Source organism: Pseudomonas sp. NPDC089530 (genome assembly GCF_050280705.1).
Lineage (GTDB): Bacteria > Pseudomonadota > Gammaproteobacteria > Pseudomonadales > Pseudomonadaceae > Aquipseudomonas.
On record NZ_JBNNVU010000001.1, the window covers coordinates 146,738 to 169,232 of the forward strand.

Sequence of the window (22,495 nt, forward strand, 5' to 3'; positions counted from 1 at the left end):
AGTCCACGCTCCAAGGCTGCCTGTTGGCCTCAAAGCCGGGGCAAATGACCATTGCCGTTGAGGGAACGAATGACCTGGTTATGTGGCATCGACCAATGACTTCACATGAGTGGCAAAATCATCGTGTATCGGCTGGAACCCGCAGCGAAGGTAAAATGCGGCGCCCTCAGGGGTATCCGTGGCTAGGCGTACAACACAAAATCGCTGAGCGGCATATTCCAGAAGCCGCCGCACCAGGGCTTGCCCCACCCCTGCCCCCTTGCCGCACGCGCGACGTATACCCTCCAAGACAGCAATAGGGTCAATAACTGCCGACTGTATCAGGCAGCAGTCGACCCATTGCTGGCGCTCGGACTTTCCTTGGGAAGCGCGGAACAAACATCAGATTCGTTGTAGGTGGATCAGTCTCGTGGCGTCGCATCAGCGACGATAGTAGCGGTGATTGTCTTCGTAGCGGTGCCGCATGGCTCGATCGTGGTGGCGCTCCCAATCACGATGGCGTTCAGCTTCTCGGCGGGCTTGCTCTCTACGCCACTGTTCTCTACGCCAATCTTCTCGGCGCCAGTCGTCTCGACGATCGTGCCAGCGGCCGTCATGCCAGTAGCGGTCATCATGGGCAAGCAACGGCCCCGGCTGTTTGCCGGCCATACTGGCCAAGGTCGGCCAAGGGTTGCCGGTGGCCTGGGCAGGGGCCTGAACGGCTGTGACTTCAGTTGCGAAAACAGGGGTTGAGGTCTTCATTTGTGTTGCTGATGCCGAGCCCAATGCCGCGAACGCGAACAGGCCGAAGAGCACCATCCGTGGATCATGGAATTTCATGAGCGAAGACAACCTCTGATTGACAATCGGACGTGTGGCCATCTGGCTGCGGGAAGCCTGCGAGGTCGCGCTTACCGAGCAGATGAGCCTATCCACATAGACCGATAAATAGAGAAAAGTTCTAGGGAGCCGCGGCTTAAATAGCCGAGGACCTCAGTGCTCCGCCTCTTGAGATTGGTTAGCCAGGTGTCCGCTCCTGGCCGCAAACAGCCCTTGCCTGCCAAGCGTCCGTAGTCCAGCCGATGGTGCACTTCGTGGAAAGGATCGTCGAGAAACTGAGTATCAGCCTGTGCCCGGGCCTCTACGCCGGTGCTTTCTGGTACGCCTGCGGCGACGAGATCAGCCGCTACACCCTGTTCGGCGTGACCTACCTTGTGTTCATCTTCAACAGTCTGGCGGCCAACCTGCGGCACAGCCATGTCTGGCTGTCGTTCGGCCCGCTGCTCGAACATGTGCTGAACAGCCCGGCCCGGCACCAGATCCATCACAGTGACGCGCCCCGCCACTTCAACCGCAACTTCGGCACCAACCTGTCCCTCTGGGACTGGATGTTCGGCACGCTCTACGTCACCCGCTCGACGCCCGAACCACTGCGTTACGGCACCGGGGAGCAGGACCAGCAGCGTTACCTGACGGTCTACAGCCTGATCGTCACGCCTTTCGTCGAGACCGCCCGCAAGCTCCTGGCGAAACGCCCGCGCGCAGTGGCGCCGCAAACGCCCTATTCATAGCCGGGGCGTCAGCTATTTCTCGAAGCGACTCGTGGCATCACGATCGCGCTCGTAGCGCCTGGCGAGTGGAAACGTCGGCAACCAGGACTCGCGACGAACGATCCAGCTTTCGTAGGTGGGCTTGAGTTGGTCGGGGGCATCCAGGGAGCCCAGGTTCACTTCGATTTCGTCGGCGGTGTGGGCAAACACCGACGAGCCGCAGCGCGGGCAGAAAAACCGCCCGGCGTAGTCGCGGGTTTCGCCTTCGATGGTCACCGCCTCCTGGGGGAATATCGCCGAGGCGTGGAACAGCGCGCCATGGTGCTTGCGGCAATCGAGGCAGTGACACAAGCCGACCCGGTACGGGCGCCCCGAAGCCACGATCCGCACCTTGCCGCACAGGCAGCCGCCGGTGAATCGGTCCATGCCGCACCTCCTCTTCAAGCGTTCGTGATGGGCCTGGCGGGTGACCTCGCCAGCGCCGGCCGCGTTCAGCCCTGGGAAGCGGCGGACGGCTGCGCGCCGCCCCGGCGTTGTTCTTTCTCGGCATCGCGCTGCAACTGATTGCGCCAGACCCGGTAAGAGCGGATGCCGGAGCGCACCGAGGAAAACAGCAGGTCGTGCTCCATCTCCCGCGCCAGGCCCGAGCGCACCAGCATCCGCAGAAACGTGCCGTGCGCCCGGGCGATGCCCAGCACGATTCCGCGGGCCTGGAGGGTGTCGCGCAGTTCCCTCAAGGCCACGATGCCGCTGACGTCGATGGTGGTCACCGCCTCGGCGACGAACAGCACGGCCCGGGGCTCGGGCTCGCGCTCGACTGCCTCCAGCAGGCGCGCCTTGAAGTAGTCGGCGTTGAAAAACAGGATCGCATCGTCGAAGCGATACACCACCAGCCCCGCCAGCGTGCGCGCCTCCGGGTACTGGCGGGTATCGACCTGGCCTTCGATCCCGCGCACCCAGCCCAGCACCGCGTCGGTGGGCTGGTAGATGCTCTTGAGCAGCCGCAGGATCGCCAGCAGCACCGCGATGATGATGCCCGGCAGCACCCCCACGCCCAGCACGCCCAGGGTGGTCAGCACGCACAGCCAGAACTCGAACCGGCTGAGCTTGCGGATGGTCCGCATGGAGTGGATGTCGATCAGGCCCCAGCCGGCCATCAACAGCACCGCCCCCAGCGCCGCCTGGGGAATCCAGGCCATGGGTGCGGTGAAGAACATCAGGATCAGGGCAATCACCAGGGCGGCGATGATCCCCACCAGCTGGCTCTTACCGCCCACCATGTTGTTGACCGCGGTGCGCGAGTCGGCGCCGCTGATGGCGAAACCGCTGGAGGCCCCGGCGGCGATATTGGACACGCCCAGGGCCAGGAACTCATGGTTGGCGTTGACCGTGTAACCGTTCCTGGCGGCGAAGCTGCGGGCGGTCAGCATCGCACTGCAGAAACTCACCGTGGCGATTCCCAGCGCATCGCGCAGCAGGCTCTTCAGCTCGCCCAGGTTGGTCTCGGGCCAGCTCAACCGCGGCATGCCCGAAGGGATCGCCCCCAGCACGGAGACCCCGTAGCGATCCAGCCCCAGCAAACCGACGCCCAGGGTGGCGATGGCCACCGTCACCAGCGCGGCAGGCAGCTTGGCGAAGCGCCGCGGCAGCCAGATCAGCAGCCCCAGGGCACAGACCCCGATGGCCAGGGTCGGCAGGTGCGTTTCGCCCAGCCGCTGCAGCATGTTCAGCAGGCTGAGAATGAAACCGTCGCCCTCGATCTTGTAGCCCAGCACCTTGCCCAGCTGCCCGGCCAGCAGGCTCAGGCCGATGCCGTTCAGATAGCCGATCAGGATCGGTCGCGAGAAAAAACTGGCGACAAACCCCGCCCGGGCAATGCCGGCGCCGATCAGCAGCAGGCCGACCAGCACCGTGACGATCACGGCCAACTGCGCCAGGCGCTCGGGATCGCCCAGGGCCAGGGGCGCGATCGCGCCGGCGACCATGGCGCAGGTGGCCGCGTCCGGCCCGACCATCAACTGCCGCGAGCTGCCCACCAGGGCATAGACCATCATCGGCAACACGCAGGCATACAAGCCGTACTGCGGCGGCAGCCCGACGATCTGCGCGTAGGCAATGGCGATCGGGATCTGCACCGCCGCCACCGACAACCCGGCCTGCAGGTCGTACCTGAACCATTCGCGACGGTAGTGCAGGAGAGTGGCCAGGCCTGGCAGCCAGCGATCGAGCAGCATGGAAGTACCTTCGAGGGGCGTTGAGGGAGGTAGATGCCAAGCCCGAAAGCTCGTACCCAGAATTTGAGATAAGCAGAGCCGGTTTTCTTTGCAACAAAATATCAGAAGATCGGGCGCCCCCTGGTCCGGTAGAGCCCGTGACAGAGCGCCGCAGGCCCTTCCCCGAGTGAAGGAGCAACCATCGGTCCCGCCCTACCCGGTTCCCTGGCAAAAGATCCAAATCGCCATGTGTTTCCTTCGTTCTTTCCTACGTCGCAGTTCTCATTGCCCGTTTCCCCCTGCCTGGAGTTCCCCCCGATGTCGTCGTCCCGTCCCCTGCCCTCCGCCTTGCTGGGCCTGGCCCTTGTCTGTCCGGCCATCGCCGGGGCCCAGGGCCTGGAGCTGGGGCAAGTGCTGATCGGCGCCGAGGACCAGAGCGGCGAAGACGCCTCGCTCGAGGACGCCCAGGCGCGGCTGGCCCAGGTGCCGGGCGGCAGCAATGTGGTCGACCTGCGCCGCCCGCTGCAGGGCCGCGTGGCCAGCAACCAGGATGTGCTGGCGTATCAGCCGGGGGTCTATGCCCAGTCCGCGGGCAACGAAGGGGTGAAGATTTCGATCCGCGGTTCGGGCATCAACCGCGCCCCGGGCGCCCATGCCTCGGGGCTGTACACGATGCTCGACGGCCTGCCGCTGACCGGCCCGGGCGGCACGCCCTATGAGTTGCTGGAGCCGCTGTGGCTCGAGCGGGTGGAAGTGCTGCGCGGCGCCAACGGTTTCGACCGCGGCGCCCTGGCCCTGGGCGGGGCCATCGACTACATCAGCCACACCGGCTACGACGCGCCGCGCCTGCAGGTGCGCTACGCCACGGGCAGCCACGGCTACCAGCAGCGCCAGGTCAGCTCCGGCCAGGTGCTGGGGGACTTCGACTACTACCTGGCCCTGACCGACGCCCGCGCCGATGGCTACCAGGACCACACGGCCAGCACCAGCCAGGGTGTCATCGCCAACTTCGGCTATCGCTTCAACCCGAACCTGGAAACCCGCTTCTACCTGCGCCATCGCCAGACCGACAACGATTTGGCCGGGCGAGTGACTAAGCACTCCATTGAGCACGACCCGCGGGCGGCCAACCCCGCCTACGTGAAGCGCGACGACCAACGCGACCAGCCGGGCAGCACCTTTATCGGCAACAAGACCACCTGGTACCTCGACGACGATTCGAGCATCCAGACCGGCCTGGTCTACCACGACTACCCCATGGACCTGCGCGAAGGTCCCAACCGCCTGAAGGTGGCCTACACCGACGTCAGCGGCACCTTCGACTACAAGCGCCGCGACACCCTCTGGGGCCTGGAAAGCCGCAGCACCCTGGGCCTGCGCGTGACCAAGCACCTGCCCAACGCCGGCGCCAGCGAATTGGTGCGCATCCCCAGCGGCAACACCACCGGCTACGCACCGGGTACCCACATGCGCAACTTCACCTACCAGGGCTCGGACAGCGTGCTGCATGTGGGCAACGACCTGGAGATCGCCGACGACCTGTGGCTGACCACGGGCCTGGCCGCCCTCTACACCCGTCGCGAAAGCGCCGTGACCTACCCCGAAGGCGGCGGCAAGACCAGCCTCGGTGACTGGGACTACGCCCCGCGCCTGGGCCTGCGCTACCAGGTGAACCCCGACCTGCAACTGTTCGGCAACCTCAGCCGCTCGGTCGAGGCACCGCATCCCTGGTCACTGATCTACAGCTCCAACCTTCGCTTCCCGGCCGGCAGCGGCGCCGCCACCGGCACCCAGCGCGACCCGGTCGAACTGCAAAACCAGACCGCCACCACCCTGGAACTCGGCGGCCGCGGCGACAGCCGCCTGGGCCATTGGAGCCTGGCCTGGTACTACGCCCAGGTCCGCCACGAACTGCTCTCGGTCCTGCCGGACGCCAGCGCCACCACGCCCTACGAACTCAACGCCAGCCCCACCGTGCACCAGGGCGTGGAAGCCAGCCTGCACAGCGACCTCTGGTCCCGACCCGACGGCGGCCGGCTGAGCCTGCGCCAGAGCTACACCTTCAGCGACTTCCACTACCGCGACGACGACCGCTTCGGCGACAACCGCCTGCCCGGTCTGCCGATGCACTACTACCAGGGCGAACTGCGCTACGACTGGCCCCAGGGCTTCTTCGCCGCCCTCAACACGCAACTGGTGTCCAAGGTCGCGGTGGACTACGCCAACAGCTACTACGCCGATCCCTACGCCCTGTTCGGCGCCACCCTGGGCTACAACGCGCCCAAGGGCGACTGGCAGACCTGGCTCGACCTGCGCAACCTGACCGACCAGCGCTACGCCGCGACGGTGACGCCGGGGTATGACGACAAGGGGCTGGATGCGGCGCGGTCTACGCCGGGGGAAGGGATGGCGATGTATGTGGGGGTGTCGTGGAGTTTGCAGTGAGGACCTGGACGATGCCGACTACGTCAGTTGAACTGCAGGTAGACCTCTTACATACAGCTTGGCCCCACACATAAAGCCCCCAAGATCACCACCTTAGTTCTTTATCAATTTTCAGATTGTTCCCACATACAGTAGATGTGGGAGTTGCTAGCTTCCTGACGGTCTAAATCCATCAGGGCTCTCAAGGGCCCTGTGTGACAGGATTGCCCCGCTTAAGGAATAGCTACATGTTTGCGCCAGCCAATACTGCGCACTTCGCGCTATCGATCCCCTCCGTTCGCAACGACTTCAAGGTGTTGGCGTTCGACGGTACCGAAGCCCTCAGTACCCTCTATGCCCTCCGGGTCGAGCTGGTCAGTGAGAATCCCGATTTCGACCTGGAGAGCCTGCTCAGTCAGCCGGCGTTCCTCCAATTCGGCCTCAATGGCGAAGGTATTCATGGACATATCGAAGACGTGTTCGTGGGCGAGGCCGGCAAGCGCCTCACGCGCTATCACCTGACCCTGGTGCCGGTGCTGCACTACCTGCAGTTCAGCTTCAACCAGCGGATCTTCCAGCACCTGACGGTACCGCAGATTATCGCCCATGTGCTCACCGGCCACGGTATCCAGGCTGACGTCTACACCTTCAACGTCAGCAGCAGCCCGGAGCGCGAATACTGCACCCAATACGGGGAAAGCGATTTCGATTTCATCCAGCGGCTGTGCGCCGAAGACGGCATTGCCTGGCACCACCAGCACTCGGCCAAAGGTCACCGCCTGGTGTTCACCGATGACCAGACCTGTTTCCCCATGCTGGGCGATACCCCGTATCAACAGGACACCGGCACGGTGGCTGACCATCCGGTGGTCAGTCGTTTTTCGCAGCGTTTCAGCACCCGTACCAGCACCGTGATGCGTCGCAACTACGATCTGAAACGCCCGAGTCTATTGCTGGAAAGTCAGTTCACCGCAGAATTCACCCCACAGCTTGAGGACTACCGCTACCCCGCACCGATCACCACGCTGGAGCGTGGCAGAGTGTTGGCCAGGCAGGCCCTGGAGCGTCACCGCGTCGATTATCAGTTGGCCGAGGGCACAAGCGATCAACCCACGCTGCGCAGCGGACACTTCTTCAACCTGACCGAACACCCGCGCAAGGCCTGCAATGACCTGTGGTTACTGTTGAGCATCACGCATTCTGGTAGGCAACCTCAGGCACTCGAAGAGTCCGTCACCAGCAGCGCCGAACCAGGGGATGGCTTCACCCAGGGCTATCGCAACAGCTTCACCGCGATCCCGTGGGACGTGTTTTTCCGTCCGCCACTGTTGACGCCCCGGCCGCTGCTGACCAACCAGACCGCCAGGGTCACCGGCCCGGCCGGAGAAGAGATCTTCTGCGATGAGTTTGGCCGGGTGAAGGTCGAGTTTCATTGGGACCGACTGGAGCTGGGCAGCGACAAGAGCAGTTGCTGGCTACGAGTCGCCTCCAGTTGGGCGGGAGAGAATTTTGGCGCAGTGACCATCCCGCGGGTCGGCATGGAAGTGGTGGTGAGCTTCTTCGAAGGCAACCCGGACCACCCATTGATTACCGGTGTCGTGCCAAACAAGACCACACCTGTGCCCTACGCGCTGCCGGCGAACAAAAGCAAAACCGTACTGCGCAGCCGCAGCACGCCAGACAGCGGTGGCTACAACGAACTCTCGATCGAAGACCGGGCCGGGCAGGAAAAAATCTTCCTGCGTGCGCAGCGCGATATCGAGCAACTGATCCTCAACGACAGCCACACCAACATCGGCAACGACCGGCGCGAGCAGATCAGCCGCGACAGTCACAGCCTGGTTGAAAATGACCGATTTGAACAAGTGAACATGAACAGTTCCAGCCTGATCAAGGGCGACGAACTGCACACCACCCAAGGCACGCGCAACACGCAGATCGGCGGCAATGAACTGCTCTCCATCACGGGCGCCGGCAGCATCACCGTAGACGGAACGTGGGTCGTGCAGGCCGGGTCACAGGCTCGCGTCACGGCCACTAATGTGGTGGTTGATGCGAGCGCAAGCCTCACGTTCAAGGCCGGTGGACAGCATATCGTCATCAACTCCGCGGGAATTTTCAGCAGCGTGCCGATCGTTCAGGGCGGAGCCCCCGTGTCAGGCATTGCACCGCAACAGGCCCTACAGGCACTGGCTGAGGAACCGCAGACCATCGTCGCCAATCCGCTGGCTCTCGTGGCTGCCGCCAAGCAACGTGCTGCGGACTTCTGCCCACTCTGCGAAGCCTGCCGCGACGGTCAATGCAGTGTGAGGGAGGTGGCATGAGCACGCCCGAACAATGGTTGCAGATACAAGGTGAGCTGGGCCGATACCTGTACCTGGTACTGGACTCTGATGGCCAGCTCGACGAACGCAATGCGTTGCTCAACGAACGCGAGAGCAACCAGTACAGCAATCTGTATATAGGTACGCCCGCCAGCTCGCTGGCAGCGGCAGGTCCGTACCTGTTTCGGCTCGATACGCTTGATCATCCGGCCATTCAGGCACTGCTCAAAACGCCGGAGCGTCATTGGGGCTGGCTGGCCAGTAGCGCAAGCAGCGATCTCGAACAACTGGCTCGGCATTGGCGCGCCCGCCTGGTGACGGGGGAGCGCCCGAACCAGGCGCTCTATCGTTTTCACGACAATCGTGTGCTGGGCCGTGCCCTGGCACACCTTCGTCCTGAGCAACGCGCCGAATACCTCGGCCCCATGGCCAGCGTCTGCTATTGGCAGGCCGGGCAATGGGCCAATGCTGACAACCCCACCCCTGGCGAGTGCCCCGTGCCATCTGAACCGGCGTGGCTCGCTGTCCCCTCGGCCCCGGATACGGTGGCAGGCATACAGATCGACAACGCCCGGCGCTACCTGATGGTTGAGCAGATGGAGCGGCTGGCCGAGCTTGCCCGGCAACAGGATGCGGACACTTGGCTACAGGCTCAGCTAGAGTTGGCCCGCACATGGGGCTGGCAGGCGCCTGAACAAGTCCGGCTCCTGCTCGTTCAACGTTTACAAGCACCAGGCGATGCCCTACCCAGGTCCTGGTTACCCCAGGCCAACGAAACACCCATGACGCATTTTCAGCGTGTGTTTCAGGAAGTGCAGTTTTGGCAAGGAGACGCCACCGTATGAACCGCCCCCTTCAAAGCCTGATCCTTGTCAGTTGCATTGCGTTGACACAGGGCTGCACCGCCCTGGGCAAGTCCAACAGCTTTACCCTCACGGCCGACTTGCCACCGGACTTCGCCTATGTCGCTTCGGTGTACTACGTGCCCGCCAAAGGGCAAACCTGCACCGTGCCGAGGGCGGACAATCGGGTGCCGCAGTTCAACCGGGAGTGGCGCACCGAATACAAGCCGGAGGCGCAAATCGAAATTCGCCGAACCCGCAAGGGCTGCGAGTTGGTGGTCGATCACGTCGAGTTACAGACCAACGCGACCTATGGCAAGGATCGAGGCGATTTTGGGCGTGAGTGGGCCCAGGTCGCAGTGCGCGAAGAACTCTCGGATGTGCATAAAGGCACGTTCGACGCAGCCGGGGAAAGTGAGTTTTCCGGTCAGTGCCAGTGGTTGTTCCGCACGATTGGCCCCAATCGTTACATCGCCAAGATTCTCGACTGCAAGAAGTTGGATGCATCCGGCGAGCTGCTGAAGACCCGACCTTTCGCGGCCTATACCCTCGACGAGCTGCCGGGTAAAACCGTGAAGATGAAGCTCAAGCTGGCCGACGAAGAGCGCCCCTATATGAAGGACACTTGGGTCAAGGTTCCTGGTGGGTGGAAGCGCTGCATGGGTGACAACTTCGCAGACCAATATGCATTTTGTTACGGCAACTACAAGGACTTCAGCACCTTCAGAATGCCTGATGGGCGTAACTGCACCATCTACCCCGGCTGCACTGAAGATAAGGAGGTGACTCAGTGAGCCTTAAACCGATGGAGGAATGGGAAAAGCCTTTCTTCGATACGCGCATGCATGCTTGTCCACTGCGGACTCACTCGACCAGTTTTCAACTGGTGGACGAACGGGGAGACGGCAAGCCTAAAGGTGCATTCTTTTGGCAAGGAGATGCCACCGTATGAACCGAACCATCCGAAGCCTGATCCTTGTCAGTTGCCTGGCGCTGACACAGGGCTGCACCGCCCTGGGCAGGTCCAACAGCTTCACCCTTACGGCCGACTTGCCACCTGAATTCACCTACGAAGCCACGGCTGTCTATGTCCCAGCCAAAGGTGAAGCCTGCACAGTGCCTGGTGGAAGGAATACCCAAATTGGCTACAACTCGGACCGAGAAGACTACAAGCAGGACTCAGAAATTCTATTGCGCCGCACGGTCAGCGGATGCCCGCTGGTCCTGCATCGCGTCGATTTTTATGTCTATGGCTGGTACGGCAAGGACAGGGGAGATTTTGGACGTGACTCGGCCATGATCGCGGTACGCGAAGAGCTACCAGAGGCGAGAAAAGGCACGTTCAACGCAGCCGGGCTAAGTGAGTTTGCCGGCCAATGTCAGTTTCTGTTCCGGACGTCAGGTGGCTTACGCCGCATCGTAAAAATCCTCGACTGCAAAAGGATGGATGAGTCGGGTGTGCAGCCCAAAGCTAAACCTTTTGTGGCTTACACCCTGGATCAACTGCCTGGCAAGACTGTGACGTTGAAGATCAAGCAGGCCGACGAGGAAAGACCCTACATGAAGGATACCTGGATCAAGGTACCCGGCGGCTGGAAGCGCTGTATGGGCAAAGGGTTCGAAGACCAATATGCCTTTTGTTACGGCAACTACAAGGACTTCAGCACCTTCAGAATGCCGGATGGTCGTGACTACTGCACCATCTACCCCGGCTGCACTGAAAACAAGGAAGTGACTCCATGAGCCTTAAGCCGATGGAGGAATGGGAAAAGCCTTTTTTCGATACGCGCATGCATGCTTGTCCGATGCGGACACATTCGACCAGCTTTCAACTGGTGGACGAACAGGGAGACGGCAAGCCTAAAGGTGCATTCTTTTGGCAAGGAGATGCCACCGTATGAACCGAACCTTTCAAAGCCTGATTCTTGTCAGTTGCCTGGCGTTGACACAGGGCTGCACTGCCTTGGAAAAGTCCAACAGCTTTACCCTTACCGCAGACCTACCACCTGAATTTACCTACGAAGCCACGGCTGCCTATGTCCCGGCCAAAGGTGAGACCTGCACAGTGCCTGGTGGAAGGAATACCAAAATTGGCTACAACTCGGACCGAGAAAAGTACAAGCCCGATTCGGAGATATTGCTGCGTCGTACGGTAAGCGGTTGCCCCTTGGTACTGCATAGCGTCGATTTTTATGTCTATGGCTGGTACGGCAAGGACAGGGGAGATTTTGGACGAGACTCAGCCATGATCGCGATACGCGAAGAGCTACCAGAGGCGAGAAAGGGTACGTTCAACGCAGCCGGGCAAAGTGAGTTTGCCGGGCAATGCCAGTTTCTGTTCCGGACGGTAGGTGGTTTGCGCCGCATCGTAAAAATCCTCGACTGCAAAAGGATGGATGAGTCGGGTGTGCAGCCTAAAGCTAAACCTTTTGTGGCCTATAGCCTGGACCAACTGCCCGGAAAAACCGTAAGGCTGAAGATCAAGCTGGCCGATGACGAACAACCCTACTATGGGCGCTCCTGGCTCAAGTTATCCAGTGGTTGGAAACCTTGTATAGAAACGAAAGAAACCATTCGCTGCCAATCACCACCTACATTTACTGACTTCAGAATGCCTGATGGGCGCATCTGCACCATCTATCCAGGCTGCACTGAAAACAAGGAAGTGACCCCATGAGCCTTAAACCGATGGAGGAATGGGAAAAGCCTTTCTTCGATACACGCATGCATGCTTGTCCGATGCAGACACATTCGACCAGTTTTCAACTGGTGGACGAACGGGGAGACGGCAAGCCCTATGCTGGTCTGGCGTATGAGGCCACCGATTACGAGGGCGCCATCTACCTGGGTGTTCTGGACGAAACAGGGGCTGGAAAGGTCAATCGGCACTACTGCGGCCCGGTGGTGTTAATTTTTGATGAACCATATACGGGAGGGGATTCTTGGTACGAAAGACTAGTGGATAGAAAGTACTACCCGCTACCTATTACCGAGTTGCAAGTGCGCGCCGAGAAGACCCGTTTTCTGGACCCAAGCGGCGCCCGTACCCAGTCCAACCCCGCGCAAGACCAGGCCGACTTTTTCTGCCAGGTCGAGGTGAGCGAATTGGTCGGGCATCGTGCCCACCTACCGCCCCTGGCACCCCGCAATTTCCCGCCCCAGCACTATGTGCACTCGCTGATGCGCCGGCCCTCAGAAGCGGCGGCTATGGCGGAATTGGGCTTTGTCCCCACGCCTCCCAAGGTGCAGGGGATTGCGCTAATGCCGAACAAACACCATGTGCTGGAGGTACGCCCTCTGCGGGCCCTAAGTCCGCTCCTGTCTACGGGTGAAGAATTCTGCTCACTCAACCTGTACCAATTAGCACTGATGGCGACCCTGAGCTACAGCCCGTTTGGCCAGGCCCCCAATTCGCAACCCGTGAAAAGCAGCAGCGTGAGCTTTCCGACTCAACCCAGCGTTGGCAATTGGTTTGGCGATGCCTTGGTCAAGTCTGATGAGCTTTGGCAGGTGGACGCGGCTCAGGCAGGCGGGAAGGCCTATTACCCTTTGTATGCGGACGTCGCGTATTCCAAACGCCTGGAGGTCGTACCATTCGACCCTGAACTGTACCCGGAGGTGAACAGTCCCGATTTGGGCGAAGACCAGGAGCATCCCGCCAGGCTGCACTACCTTGACGATGCGGAAAAAAGCGATGGCACCGACTCTCAGGCGTTCATCACCCACAACGATGAGCTGGTTTTACTGGCGGTACGGGGCACGGCCGGGGGACCCGATGTGCTGCGCGATTTGGATGCCGCGCAGATGCAGTTCGAGCAAACGAGCGGCAAGGTACACAACGGCTTTTATGATTCGGCCAAGGTAGCCTTCAAGTTTTTTACAACCTACCTGGATAAGTTCTACAGTGGACAGAAGCTGGTGATCACCGGCCACAGTCTAGGTGGCGCAGTTGCGTTGCTGGTCGCTGAGATGCTGCGTGGCAGAGACGGCTTTACCTACGACATCGTGCTCTATACCTACGGCAGCCCCCGCGTAGGCGACAAGACCTTTGTGGAAAACGCCAAGGCTTTGGTGCACCACCGCATGGTCAACCAGAACGATCCAGTGCCCAGTGTCCCGGCGGCCTGGATGAACACGTCCTGGCGTATGTCGGGGGCGGGCGCCCTGCTTATGCTCGCCAACCCTGCGATCGGCGGAGCGGTCTTGCTCCTCAGCCCCGTCAACATCGTCGGCGAACCTTACACGCACCACGGCAAACTGCGCCATTTCATGCCTGTGTCATTTGCCGATGATCACAAGTCCGCGATCCTCTGGACGCCTGGATGTGAGTCGATTACCGAGCGTGGTGGTGCTGCGGTCTGCGCCAAGGCACTGGATGCAAAGAATGGCTTGCCTGACCGAGGTGGACTGCTGCGACAAATGGTGAATCACGCCCATCACAAGATGGTCGTCAGCTACATCCCTCATTGCTGGGCTTCCTTGCGCCGTGCGCAAGAGGCATTGAAGGAGGGACGCACCCTGGTGACTGCGACTGAGTATGACCGGGTCCAGGAAGCGCTACTGGATTTCAAGGCGCAGCTGAAGGAAAAGGAGGCAGCGGCATACGGTTCTGTCGGAGAGCAACAGCTAGCAGGACCATTGCGCGCTGAAATCGCCCGGTTGCAACAGACCGCTGAACGCCTGAAAGAACTGAGCGGCGAACGGGTCAGCGAGGCGAAGGTATACGGACTGGTTGCAGATCGGCCCGACGTATTGGCGATGAGCCTGGACCGCTGGTTAGCGCACGCCTTCAACCGCACGCATGAACAACTCGCGATGGCACCGCCGGATGCCGACAGTAATGATCGAGGGATTGCCGCATTAGTCGGAGGTCACGTCCCGGGTGCCGCCTTCAATCTGGACATTGATGCGATTGGATAGAGCACAGCTACAAAGACCTCAACCGAACAGCTAAGGAAACTCCAAACAAGTCAGGCGGCCCGTGCTGACTTGTTCGGAGTTTCCCTGGCCGATCGTAATAGGCTGACGGTCTCATGCAATCTGCACCGAGCACAGCAATCAACCGCCCCTCCCCCTCTCCTCCCTCACTGCCATCGTCAGCCGCGATGGCAGGCTCGTGAATGGCTGATATACGAACTGCTTTTGCCTCTCCTAACATCGGTCGCACATGACCACTCGGGTGCCGATCATCTTTCGGCACACGGATTCCAAGAATAAAAACGCAAGCCCGCGAGGTTGAACCATGAAAACCCTAGCCGCCAGTTCCACGGCGCATGCTCCTGTCGTCGACGGAGTCGGCCAACTGACCGCCAACCAGCGCTACGTGACATTGGGAGGCTCCTGGGCCGCCTGGCTGTTTGATGCTCTGGATGCCACCGTCTTCGGCTTTGTCCTCCTGGCGGTTGCCAAGACCTTCGCCGTCGGCCTGGGTGACGTAGTCTCCACGGTAGCCTGGTTTCTGCTCGCCACCGGGATCGGTGGTTTCTTCCTCGGCAATATTGCCGACAATATCGGCCGCAAGAAAACCATGTTGCTCTCGGTGTTTGTCTACGGCACCGGCACCCTGCTCTGTGCCTTCGCCGACAGCCTGTGGCAACTCAATCTGCTCCGCTTTTGCGTCGGCATCGCGGTTGGAGGGTTGTGGTCCGCCGCTGCCGCGCTGGTATCGGAGATCTGGCCGCCGGCCGGACGTGCCAAGGCCTTTGCGGTGATGCAGACCGGTTGGTCGGGAGGTAGTCTGCTGGCGGCGATTTTCGCCTGGAGCTTCCTCGACAGCACCAACCCTGAGTCCTGGCGGACGCTGTTCATTTATGCCTCGATTCCGACCTATTTCACCCTGGTGTTCATCTGGCTGTTTGTGAAGGAGTCGCCGGTATGGCTGGCCAACCGCGAGTTCATGCGCCGTAACACCGACAAGGGCCGGCTGATAGATATCTTCCGTCCGCAGTACCTGAAAATCACCCTGCTGGGGCTGAGCATTTCAGTTCTGGGCATGTACGGCTACTGGATTATCAGCACGTTCATGCCGGCTTATCTGCAGAACATTCTAAACGTGCGCATCGATCAGGCCCCGGTGTTCGTCATCTGGATCGGCATCGGCGCCACCCTCGGTTACCTGGCCTACGGCTACTTGGCCGAAAACATCGGTCGTCGCCTTTCGTTCGCGGTGTTTTTTGGCGGCATGGCGATCATGGTGCCGGTGTTTGCCTACTCGGCAACCCTGATGCCATTGACGGATGGCAAGCTGCTATTCACCACCCAGAACGTCATCACCCTGGGGTCGCTGGCAGCGTTGTTGGGGTTCTTCACCGGCTATTTCAGCGGCTTCGGCGCCTGGTATTCGGAGTTGTTCCCGACCAGCATCCGTTCCACTGCCTCGGGTTTTTGCTTCAACTTCGGGCGGGTCGGTGCCATCGCGGGCATCAAACTGGTCCCGGTCCTGATCCCGCTCGTAGGCTTCACTGCCACCATTTCCCTTGCCTCGGTCTCTTATGCAATCGCCGCCGTTATGGTGTTCACATTGCAGGAAACCAAAGGTGTTCAACTTACCAGCGGCAACTGATCTGCACTCTTCAGAGGAACATCCATGGAACATTTTCGCATCGGTCAAATCGTCCCCAGTTCCAACACGACTATGGAAACCGAAATCCCGGCCATGCTGACCTCACGCTACGAGCTGTTTCCCGAGGAGCGGTTCACTTTTCACTCGGCGCGCATGCGCATGATGCATGTCAGCCCAGAAGAGCTGAAAAGAATGGACATCGACAGTGACCGTTGCGCGTTGGAACTGAGTGATGCGCGGGTGGATATCATGGCCTATGCGTGCCTGGTGGCGATCATGTGCCAAGGCGCCGGCTATCACCAAGTTTCGCAAGAGCGTCTGGGCAAAACCGTTGCTTCCAACCAGTCGACGGCGCCGGTTCTCAGCTCCGCCGGTGCGCTGATCGATAGCTTGAACATGCTCGACTACAAGAAAATCTCGATCATTACGCCGTACATGAAACCGCTGACCCAACAGGTCATCGATTACATCGAGGCCGCCGGAATCGAGGTGGTCGACTCCATCAGCCTGGAAGTGTCCGATAACCTTGAGGTCGGTCGCCTGGACCCGATGAACCTGGTAGCCCACGCCGACAGGCTGAACATCGGCCAGGCCGATGGCGTGGTGTTGTCGTGCTGCGTGCAGATGCCATCGCTGCCAGCGATTCAGTTAGTGCAGGAGCGCCTCGACAAACCCGTGCTATCAGCGTCGGTTGCCACCGTTTACCAGATGCTGAAATCCCTCGGTCTCAAGGCCCAGGTGCCAAACGCCGGGCATCTGCTGTCCGGAGCGTTCTGAGTCGATGTTGAAGGAGGTACGATGGCGGCCATCCAGGCTTTTCATTCGGTACTACCCATGAAACTCGACCCGGTCTCGTTACGACTCTTCGTCAGTGTCGTCGAAGAAGGAACCATTGCTGCTGCCGCCAAACGCGAACACATCGCTGCGGCGGCAGTCAGCAAGCGCCTCAGCGAACTGGAAGAACTGCTCGACTCGAAATTGCTCAACCGCACTAACAAGGGCATCACTGCGACAGACGCTGGTTTGTCGTTACTGTTCATGGCCCGCAGCGCGCTGAACAACCTCAATGAAATTGTTGTACAAATGCGCGACTTCTCTCACGGCCGTCGCGGCTCCGTCCATGTGCTGGCCAACATTTCCGCCATCACTCAATTCCTGCCTGGCCTGATCAAGTCGTTCATGGAGCTGTACCCGTTGATCAACGTCAGCCTCGAAGAAAAACAAAGCTTGGCCATCACCAAAGCCGTGGCCGAAAACCGCGCCGACATTGGTATCTTCACCCGTCTGCCACACGGCGCCGACATCGAAGTCTTCCCGTTCCACTCGGACCGGCTGGTATTGCTCGTCCCCAGCGGCGATCCGCTAGCTGAACGCCTATCCGTGACGTTCAGCGAAACCCTGGACCATGGATACATTGCCCTGCGCAGCGGCACCCACCTCAATTTTCAGTTGATCAAGGCAGCCAACGACCTGGGGCGCTCACTGAAAATCCGCATGGAAGTTTCCAGCTACGACGCACTGTCCCTGATGGTTCAGGCCGGTCTCGGCATTGGCATCATGCCCGAGGGGAGCGCGGCGATTTACAAAATGGACGGTGCAAAGGCGATCAGGTTGGATGAGCCATGGGCCTCCCGTGAACTCAGCGTGTGCGTGAGGTCGAGAGAGGCGTTGTCGGTCGCAGCTGGACTGTTCCTGGAGCACTTACTCGACAGCGAGTAAGCGAAATCGCCCTATACCTCACCACCGGAAGGTTGCCAGATGGGCCGAAGTCGAACAACAGCCGGTACCCTCCCCAGAGCGTTTCATCGATCACATTGATGATTAATATCGAGAGGCCCGCCTGTTGGGTCGTCAAAACCGACTCCTATAATCGCCTCGAATTTCTCCCCGCTCCCCCGTCTGCCTCAGACGACATCCCTCTTGGAACCCAGCACCATGCCAAGCGCAAGCCAGGCCCCTCGCGGCCTCCTCGAACATAGTCAACAGAGCGTCAAACAACAATGGCTGGCGATTCTCTCGGTCGCCGTGGGTGCCTTCGCCCTGGTGACCAGTGAGTTTCTCCCAGTGGGCGTACTCAACGATGTCGCCAGCGATCTCGGCATCACCGCAGGCCACGCCGGCCTGATGGTCACCCTGCCCGGCATCATGGCCGCCCTCGCCGCCCCCTTGCTGTCCGTGGGCATTGGCGCTCTGGACCGTCGCTACCTGCTGATCGGCCTGACGCTGATCATGATCATCGCCAACTCGGTCGTGGCCTACGCCAGCGACTTCAACCTGCTGCTGTTCGGCCGCGTATTGCTGGGCATCAGCATCGGCGGTTTCTGGGCTACCGCCATTGCCCTCAGCGGCCGCCTGGCCCCCAAGGGAGTGGGCGTGGCCCAGGCCACCTCGATCATCATGGTCGGCGTGACCCTGGCCACCGTGCTGGGCGTGCCCGTCGGCACCTGGCTGAGCGGCCTGATGGGCTGGCGCATGACCTTCCTGGCCACCGCGCTGTTGGGCATACCGGTGCTGCTGGCGCAAGTCTTCCTGCTGCCGCGGCTCAACCCGGACAAGGCCATTCGCATCAATGACCTGCCGGCCCTGTTCATCAACCCGCTGGCTCGGGTCGGACTGATCGCCGTGTTGTTGATCGGCCTGGCCCACTTTGCCGCATACACCTATGTCGCCCCCTTCTTCAAACAGAGTGCCGGCTTCGATGGCCCGACTATCGGCTCGTTCCTGCTGCTGTATGGCGTGGCCGGGGTCGTGGGGAATATCTTCGCCGGCTTCGCCGCCAACCGAAGCGTGCGTCACACCCTGTTGCTGGTCGCCCTGATGATCGGCACCAGCACCGCCCTGTTCCCCTACTTCGCCACCGGCATGACCGGTGCGGCGATGCTGATCGCGCTCTGGGGCTTCGCCTTCGGCGCCTTCCCGGCCTGCGCCAGCATCTGGATGTTTGTCGTGGCGCCCAAGGATGTCGAACGCGGCATGCCCCTGTTCGTCGCCTTGTTCCAGGTGATCATTGCGTTGGGCTCGTTCTTCGGCGGGCGGATCGTCGACCAGTTGGGCAGCTCGGTGCTGCTGAGCCTGGCCACGGCCCTGGTGGGTTGCGGTTTTGTCACGGTGCTGGTGCTGGGGCGTAACGTCAGTAACAGCCTGGCGGCCCAACCCGGCTGACGGGCTGCGGCGGCTCGAATAGCGACGGTCCGGCTTCGACCGTCGCTATTCACGGGCACCGCACCGACACATCGTGATGAGATCAATGTGACAGGTCTGAGAGGAACGGTTCTATTGCCGCCGCCTCCATTGCGATAAGCACCTGCCTGGCAGCCTCTCGCAAGGGTTGCCACTGTTCGAACGCAAAAATCGTCCGGTCATGGCAAGGCAACTCAAGATCGTTTAACGACTGGCACAGCCCCCAGACACGCCCCAGAAGCGAACCAGCGTCATCGGGCGAAACAGCGCCGCAGGCCTCGACAGCGGCATGGATGGGGAGCATTTTTGCGGACCACACCTCGCACGCTGGGCAATCGGGAATGGTAAGTTGCTGTAGCTCAGCATCCATTGCGAGAAACTCAAGTGCAGGGATGGCCTTACAGATTGCAGCAATCCGCTCATGCTCTTCCGCGCCGTACCACTGCCAGATCAAGTCTGAAAACCCCGCCATTTCCCGCCTGCTCGGTGTGTCAAAGCGTCAATCCTATCGGAGCTGGGCATTACTTCAGTGTCCGGATAAAACGGACGGTCGAGACTGGCTGCAATCGGCCAGAAGAAGTCGTTCACGGTGGGCAGCTATCACCCCATAGCTGTCAGGCTGATCCTCTCACAAGCATTCGCGACTAGTATTTCATTGCTGAAAGCCTGGTTGGATGTCAACCAGGCCGCATCACGTCTTGAGCGTTACTTATTTCGGTCTATGGGAGACCGGTATGACATATCCGCAAGATAAAGCCGAATCCAACGAGGATTTAGGTCAGATGGTAATAGGGCGAGGGCCCTGTACCTATCTGTTGCTGCTCTTGCTGGGATTGATTCTCCTGTTCCCATTTCTTGAGCAAGGGATATTTGCACGCACGTTGCTCGGCATACTGTTTTCAATCGTGCTGCTCGTGGGCACTTTCGCTACCAGGCAGACTCGGCGGGGGTTCATCCTCAAACTGGGCCTGGCGTTGCTTGGAGTTGGCCTTCAATGGATGGCGTTGTGGACTGAGCGTAGCGCGATTCTTGAACTTGCCGGGATGGCTTATGCGGTGTCCCTGGCTGTTTCATTCATCGGCGTCCTTCGCTATATCCTCAAGCGCGGGCCAATCACCGCCGACAAGCTACATGCCGCACTTGCGGGTTACATCATGCTGGCCTTCGTCTGGTCCTTCGTCTATGCCCTGGTCGAAATATCCAGCGCTGGCTCATTCGGCCCGGGCCCGCTCGACTTCGGACAAACCGGCACTTTCTTCAAACTGATCTACTTCAGCCACACGACGCTCACGACCACCGGTTACGGTGATGTTATCCCGTTGACCAACCACGCCCGCTCACTGGTGATGGTCGAAGAGTTTTCAGGCGTCTTTTATGTTGGCGTTGTGATCGCGCGGCTTGCCGGTCTGTATCCGTCGAATCAGACCAAGTGATTCTCAGGCTTATTTTCTGAAAAATAGATCTGTCCTTTTTGATCCGGGCGACTAAACCCGATCACCGAGGGGCGGTGACGCGAATCAAGTTACCCAGCAGCCCAAAGGCGCACAAGCCGGCAGATTCTGGCATCGAGCACACGATCAGCATGCGAATCATCAGTTCAGGATCAATCGACGGACGCCCGATCGGGCAATAAAAATCAGCGAGGTAATGGCGCAGGTCGTTCAGATCGAGGCATTGATCAATGCTGCGCACTAGGCCTGTCGATAATCTCTCACGACACCAATGACTGCATAATCGACTGTTCACGGCTGCGCTAAAAGTACTCCGCGTTTCAGGGCATGCCGTCAGAAAGTCGTATACAAGCTTGAATCTCCGACGGCACTTACAATGTGCACCTGAGGGGAACCCATATCGTTCTGGCTACTGTCATCTATAGGCGTCAGCGCACACGATCAAGCATAGGCAATTTGCACCCTGAACATTGAGTCGTTAGCGAATTGCGCTACGGCACTTTCAACTTTCTTCCACATGCCAACCAATGCGCCGACTCTGAACCTTATCACTATGTATGCTTGATCACTAAAGTCAGAGTCAGTACCAGAGGCAGTGTACCTTTCATAAATCTCTTTGAATGACTTTGCCTGCGTATCCCAGAACAACGATAGCGTCCTGAGGTCGCCTTCAACCTGCTGCATGTTGCTTATCAAATCCACCAGGCTAGGCTGTAAATTATTCAAGTCCGCCACAAGTTTCATTTTTTGTTTTAGCGCTTCGCTTTCCGCGTCAATCTTCTTGTTTATCTTGTCAATCTTGTCGCTTATCTTTTTAGCCAAACCGAAGCCCATTCCCAGTCCAAAAGCCAGTCCGGTCAATATCCCTGCGCCAGGTGGAGGGGTAATCAGCGCGATCCCAATAGATCCGCCGATGGAGCCGCCTACGGCTCTTGAGTACGCCGCCTCAAGGTCGTTGAGCTCCGCGACATCGGACTTTAGTTCCGAGCTCAGGTTCTTTGCTTTATCATTTGCGACTTTGTAGATCTTTGCTTCGGGGCTTGCATAGCCACTAATATCTTCTTCGATGCCCTGATATTCCAAGACTTTCTTGCCAATCTCTTCTCCGAGACTTCTGCAGAGCCCTTGCATATCTTCCGCCCGTTGGATTGCTCCCTTCCTTCCCAACACAATGCTTTTAAGCAGCTCTTTTCTTTCTTCCTGCGTTATTTCCTCAGCGCCAATTTTGGTAAACTCTTCAAACTCAGACTGATACACTCTGGATTGGGAGACGATATCCGTGGCAAGAGATATTATTTTTCCAAAAACATCTTTTGCTTGTTTTGTCGGAGAAGAGTCCGCAAGGTAATTATTGAATGAATCAACATCCCCAAACGCCTTCATAAACAGGGACAATTTATTTAACGCAGCGTAACAGTTTTCAACCAGAGCCTCTTCCTCCGGAAAATTGCCATAGGTATTGACAAAGCTGTTTCTCCTGATGGGCAGGCAGTACACCTTCAATATTGCCATTTGCAATTGGTACCAATCCTCCTTAAATAAAGAAAAGCTGGTTGTGCCGCTGCTCGTTGTCGTAATGAGCTGCAGGCTGTTTTCCATGTTATCGAAGGCGAGTTTTATATCAGATAGGTTTGACATTGCTTCTTTCCTTGAAGTCTGTTGGCTGAAAATTCCGAGCACGGAAACTCTATATCATCAGCACGCTGACAATATTTATAAAGCGAAGACTACAACGATCAACTTGCCTTGACCTTATAGTCAATGAAAGTAAGCACTGCAAGTCGAATTAGCCTTTCGAGGAGTTCTCTAGCCTGTCGTCTCAAACGAAGTGCATTGGCATATCGTACGTTGCAGCATCCCGCAGATTTCTTCGCACAGCTCTTATGCGTCTTCGGCAACAAGCGTCGCCTTTAAATACTGTGCAGAAAGTAATTGGTTAGGATGTGATCTTCGAAAACAGCCGTTCCTGC

General features: G+C 59.3%; 20 protein-coding genes and 2 pseudogenes. 15 read left to right on the forward strand and 7 right to left on the reverse strand.

Features of this window, described 5'->3' with window-relative positions; genetic code table 11:
• Positions 1-78 precede the first annotated feature (78 nt).
• A pseudogene (locus ACQKQA_RS00710) lies at positions 79-284 on the reverse strand (GNAT family N-acetyltransferase); the annotation flags it as partial.
• A 136-nt stretch (positions 285-420) separates the two neighbouring features.
• Positions 421-819: a hypothetical protein gene (locus ACQKQA_RS00715; protein ID WP_427552417.1), complete on the reverse strand. Its 399-nt coding sequence runs from the start codon at positions 817-819 to the stop codon at positions 421-423.
• 245 nt (positions 820-1,064) lie between these two features.
• Between ACQKQA_RS00715 and ACQKQA_RS00720 the strand changes: the two are divergent.
• A pseudogene (locus ACQKQA_RS00720) lies at positions 1,065-1,550 on the forward strand (sterol desaturase family protein); the annotation flags it as partial.
• Positions 1,551-1,562: 12 nt separating this feature from the next.
• Here the strand turns inward: ACQKQA_RS00720 and ACQKQA_RS00725 are convergent.
• Together ACQKQA_RS00725 and ACQKQA_RS00730 are read right to left on the reverse strand one after the other, a co-directional pair.
• Positions 1,563-1,955 (reverse strand): GFA family protein, encoded by a 393-nt coding sequence (locus ACQKQA_RS00725; protein ID WP_427552418.1) that lies wholly within the window; start codon positions 1,953-1,955, stop codon positions 1,563-1,565.
• Positions 1,956-2,020: 65 nt separating this feature from the next.
• Complete coding sequence (locus ACQKQA_RS00730; RefSeq protein WP_427552419.1) at positions 2,021-3,763, reverse strand: SulP family inorganic anion transporter; 1,743 nt, start codon at positions 3,761-3,763, stop codon at positions 2,021-2,023.
• Between the two features lie 297 nt (positions 3,764-4,060).
• On the opposite strand from ACQKQA_RS00730, the gene ACQKQA_RS00735 reads away from it, so the two are divergent.
• The 13 genes from ACQKQA_RS00735 (at position 4,061) to ACQKQA_RS00795 (ending at position 19,056) form a co-directional block, all read left to right on the forward strand.
• Entirely contained in the window at positions 4,061-6,187 is a 2,127-nt protein-coding gene (locus ACQKQA_RS00735) for a TonB-dependent receptor family protein (protein WP_427552420.1), read from the forward strand.
• A 227-nt stretch (positions 6,188-6,414) separates the two neighbouring features.
• Positions 6,415-8,490 (forward strand): type VI secretion system tip protein VgrG, encoded by a 2,076-nt coding sequence (locus ACQKQA_RS00740; RefSeq protein ID WP_427552551.1) that lies wholly within the window; start codon positions 6,415-6,417, stop codon positions 8,488-8,490.
• On the forward strand, positions 8,487-9,335 hold the full coding sequence (locus tag ACQKQA_RS00745; protein ID WP_427552421.1) for a DUF4123 domain-containing protein: 849 nt from the start codon (positions 8,487-8,489) through the stop codon (positions 9,333-9,335). Before ACQKQA_RS00740 ends, ACQKQA_RS00745 begins: the two co-directional genes overlap by 4 nt.
• Positions 9,332-10,126: a hypothetical protein gene (locus tag ACQKQA_RS00750; protein WP_427552422.1), complete on the forward strand. Its 795-nt coding sequence runs from the start codon at positions 9,332-9,334 to the stop codon at positions 10,124-10,126. The genes ACQKQA_RS00745 and ACQKQA_RS00750 overlap by 4 nt, the downstream gene beginning before the upstream one ends.
• Positions 10,123-10,284 (forward strand): hypothetical protein, encoded by a 162-nt coding sequence (locus tag ACQKQA_RS00755; protein WP_427552423.1) that lies wholly within the window; start codon positions 10,123-10,125, stop codon positions 10,282-10,284. The genes ACQKQA_RS00750 and ACQKQA_RS00755 overlap by 4 nt, the downstream gene beginning before the upstream one ends.
• On the forward strand, positions 10,281-11,075 hold the full coding sequence (locus ACQKQA_RS00760; RefSeq protein ID WP_427552424.1) for a hypothetical protein: 795 nt from the start codon (positions 10,281-10,283) through the stop codon (positions 11,073-11,075). Before ACQKQA_RS00755 ends, ACQKQA_RS00760 begins: the two co-directional genes overlap by 4 nt.
• The gene (locus ACQKQA_RS00765; protein ID WP_427552425.1) at positions 11,072-11,233 is read left to right on the forward strand and encodes a hypothetical protein; all 162 of its coding nucleotides are present in this window, start codon (positions 11,072-11,074) and stop codon (positions 11,231-11,233) included. Before ACQKQA_RS00760 ends, ACQKQA_RS00765 begins: the two co-directional genes overlap by 4 nt.
• Positions 11,230-12,009 carry a hypothetical protein gene (locus tag ACQKQA_RS00770; RefSeq protein WP_427552426.1) on the forward strand — a complete coding sequence of 260 codons (780 nt, stop codon included), beginning with the start codon at positions 11,230-11,232 and terminating at the stop codon, positions 12,007-12,009. Before ACQKQA_RS00765 ends, ACQKQA_RS00770 begins: the two co-directional genes overlap by 4 nt.
• Positions 12,006-14,252, forward strand: a complete 2,247-nt coding sequence (locus ACQKQA_RS00775) for a lipase family protein (protein ID WP_427552427.1) — start codon at positions 12,006-12,008, stop codon at positions 14,250-14,252. Before ACQKQA_RS00770 ends, ACQKQA_RS00775 begins: the two co-directional genes overlap by 4 nt.
• 322 nt (positions 14,253-14,574) lie before the next feature.
• On the forward strand, positions 14,575-15,894 hold the full coding sequence (locus ACQKQA_RS00780; RefSeq protein ID WP_427552428.1) for an MFS transporter: 1,320 nt from the start codon (positions 14,575-14,577) through the stop codon (positions 15,892-15,894).
• 24 nt (positions 15,895-15,918) lie between these two features.
• Positions 15,919-16,671: a maleate cis-trans isomerase family protein gene (locus ACQKQA_RS00785; RefSeq protein ID WP_427552429.1), complete on the forward strand. Its 753-nt coding sequence runs from the start codon at positions 15,919-15,921 to the stop codon at positions 16,669-16,671.
• Between the two features lie 21 nt (positions 16,672-16,692).
• A complete protein-coding gene (locus ACQKQA_RS00790; RefSeq protein ID WP_427552430.1) occupies positions 16,693-17,613 on the forward strand; it encodes a LysR family transcriptional regulator in 921 nt (306 codons plus the stop codon).
• 216 nt (positions 17,614-17,829) lie between these two features.
• Positions 17,830-19,056 (forward strand): MFS transporter, encoded by a 1,227-nt coding sequence (locus ACQKQA_RS00795; protein ID WP_427552431.1) that lies wholly within the window; start codon positions 17,830-17,832, stop codon positions 19,054-19,056.
• A gap of 82 nt (positions 19,057-19,138) precedes the next feature.
• Here the strand turns inward: ACQKQA_RS00795 and ACQKQA_RS00800 are convergent, their stop codons facing one another.
• Entirely contained in the window at positions 19,139-19,528 is a 390-nt protein-coding gene (locus tag ACQKQA_RS00800) for a hypothetical protein (protein WP_427552432.1), read from the reverse strand.
• Between the two features lie 280 nt (positions 19,529-19,808).
• Between ACQKQA_RS00800 and ACQKQA_RS00805 the strand changes: the two genes are divergently transcribed.
• Entirely contained in the window at positions 19,809-20,507 is a 699-nt protein-coding gene (locus ACQKQA_RS00805) for a potassium channel family protein (RefSeq protein ID WP_427552433.1), read from the forward strand.
• Positions 20,508-20,568: 61 nt separating this feature from the next.
• On the opposite strand, the gene ACQKQA_RS00810 is transcribed toward ACQKQA_RS00805, so the two are convergent.
• Positions 20,569-20,766, reverse strand: a complete 198-nt coding sequence (locus ACQKQA_RS00810; protein WP_427552554.1) for a hypothetical protein — start codon at positions 20,764-20,766, stop codon at positions 20,569-20,571.
• Between the two features lie 200 nt (positions 20,767-20,966).
• Positions 20,967-22,163: a hypothetical protein gene (locus ACQKQA_RS00815; RefSeq protein ID WP_427552434.1), complete on the reverse strand. Its 1,197-nt coding sequence runs from the start codon at positions 22,161-22,163 to the stop codon at positions 20,967-20,969.
• Positions 22,164-22,495: the final 332 nt, after the last annotated feature.

Excerpts from the sequence above, each read along its gene's own strand:
- ACQKQA_RS00775 (WP_427552427.1), top strand. The coding sequence starts at position 12,006 with ATGAGCCTTAAACCGATGGAGGAATGGGAAAAGCCTTTCTTCGATACA.
- ACQKQA_RS00770 (WP_427552426.1), top strand. The coding sequence starts at position 11,230 with ATGAACCGAACCTTTCAAAGCCTGATTCTTGTCAGTTGCCTGGCGTTG.
- ACQKQA_RS00715 (WP_427552417.1), bottom strand. The coding sequence starts at position 819 with ATGAAATTCCATGATCCACGGATGGTGCTCTTCGGCCTGTTCGCGTTC.
- ACQKQA_RS00790 (WP_427552430.1), top strand. The coding sequence starts at position 16,693 with ATGGCGGCCATCCAGGCTTTTCATTCGGTACTACCCATGAAACTCGAC.
- ACQKQA_RS00815 (WP_427552434.1), bottom strand. The coding sequence starts at position 22,163 with ATGTCAAACCTATCTGATATAAAACTCGCCTTCGATAACATGGAAAAC.
- ACQKQA_RS00760 (WP_427552424.1), top strand. The coding sequence starts at position 10,281 with ATGAACCGAACCATCCGAAGCCTGATCCTTGTCAGTTGCCTGGCGCTG.
- ACQKQA_RS00735 (WP_427552420.1), top strand. The coding sequence starts at position 4,061 with ATGTCGTCGTCCCGTCCCCTGCCCTCCGCCTTGCTGGGCCTGGCCCTT.
- ACQKQA_RS00750 (WP_427552422.1), top strand. The coding sequence starts at position 9,332 with ATGAACCGCCCCCTTCAAAGCCTGATCCTTGTCAGTTGCATTGCGTTG.
- ACQKQA_RS00740 (WP_427552551.1), top strand. The coding sequence starts at position 6,415 with ATGTTTGCGCCAGCCAATACTGCGCACTTCGCGCTATCGATCCCCTCC.
- ACQKQA_RS00765 (WP_427552425.1), top strand. The coding sequence starts at position 11,072 with ATGAGCCTTAAGCCGATGGAGGAATGGGAAAAGCCTTTTTTCGATACG.
- ACQKQA_RS00725 (WP_427552418.1), bottom strand. The coding sequence starts at position 1,955 with ATGGACCGATTCACCGGCGGCTGCCTGTGCGGCAAGGTGCGGATCGTG.
- ACQKQA_RS00780 (WP_427552428.1), top strand. The coding sequence starts at position 14,575 with ATGAAAACCCTAGCCGCCAGTTCCACGGCGCATGCTCCTGTCGTCGAC.
- ACQKQA_RS00795 (WP_427552431.1), top strand. The coding sequence starts at position 17,830 with ATGCCAAGCGCAAGCCAGGCCCCTCGCGGCCTCCTCGAACATAGTCAA.
- ACQKQA_RS00745 (WP_427552421.1), top strand. The coding sequence starts at position 8,487 with ATGAGCACGCCCGAACAATGGTTGCAGATACAAGGTGAGCTGGGCCGA.
- ACQKQA_RS00785 (WP_427552429.1), top strand. The coding sequence starts at position 15,919 with ATGGAACATTTTCGCATCGGTCAAATCGTCCCCAGTTCCAACACGACT.
- ACQKQA_RS00805 (WP_427552433.1), top strand. The coding sequence starts at position 19,809 with ATGACATATCCGCAAGATAAAGCCGAATCCAACGAGGATTTAGGTCAG.
- ACQKQA_RS00730 (WP_427552419.1), bottom strand. The coding sequence starts at position 3,763 with ATGCTGCTCGATCGCTGGCTGCCAGGCCTGGCCACTCTCCTGCACTAC.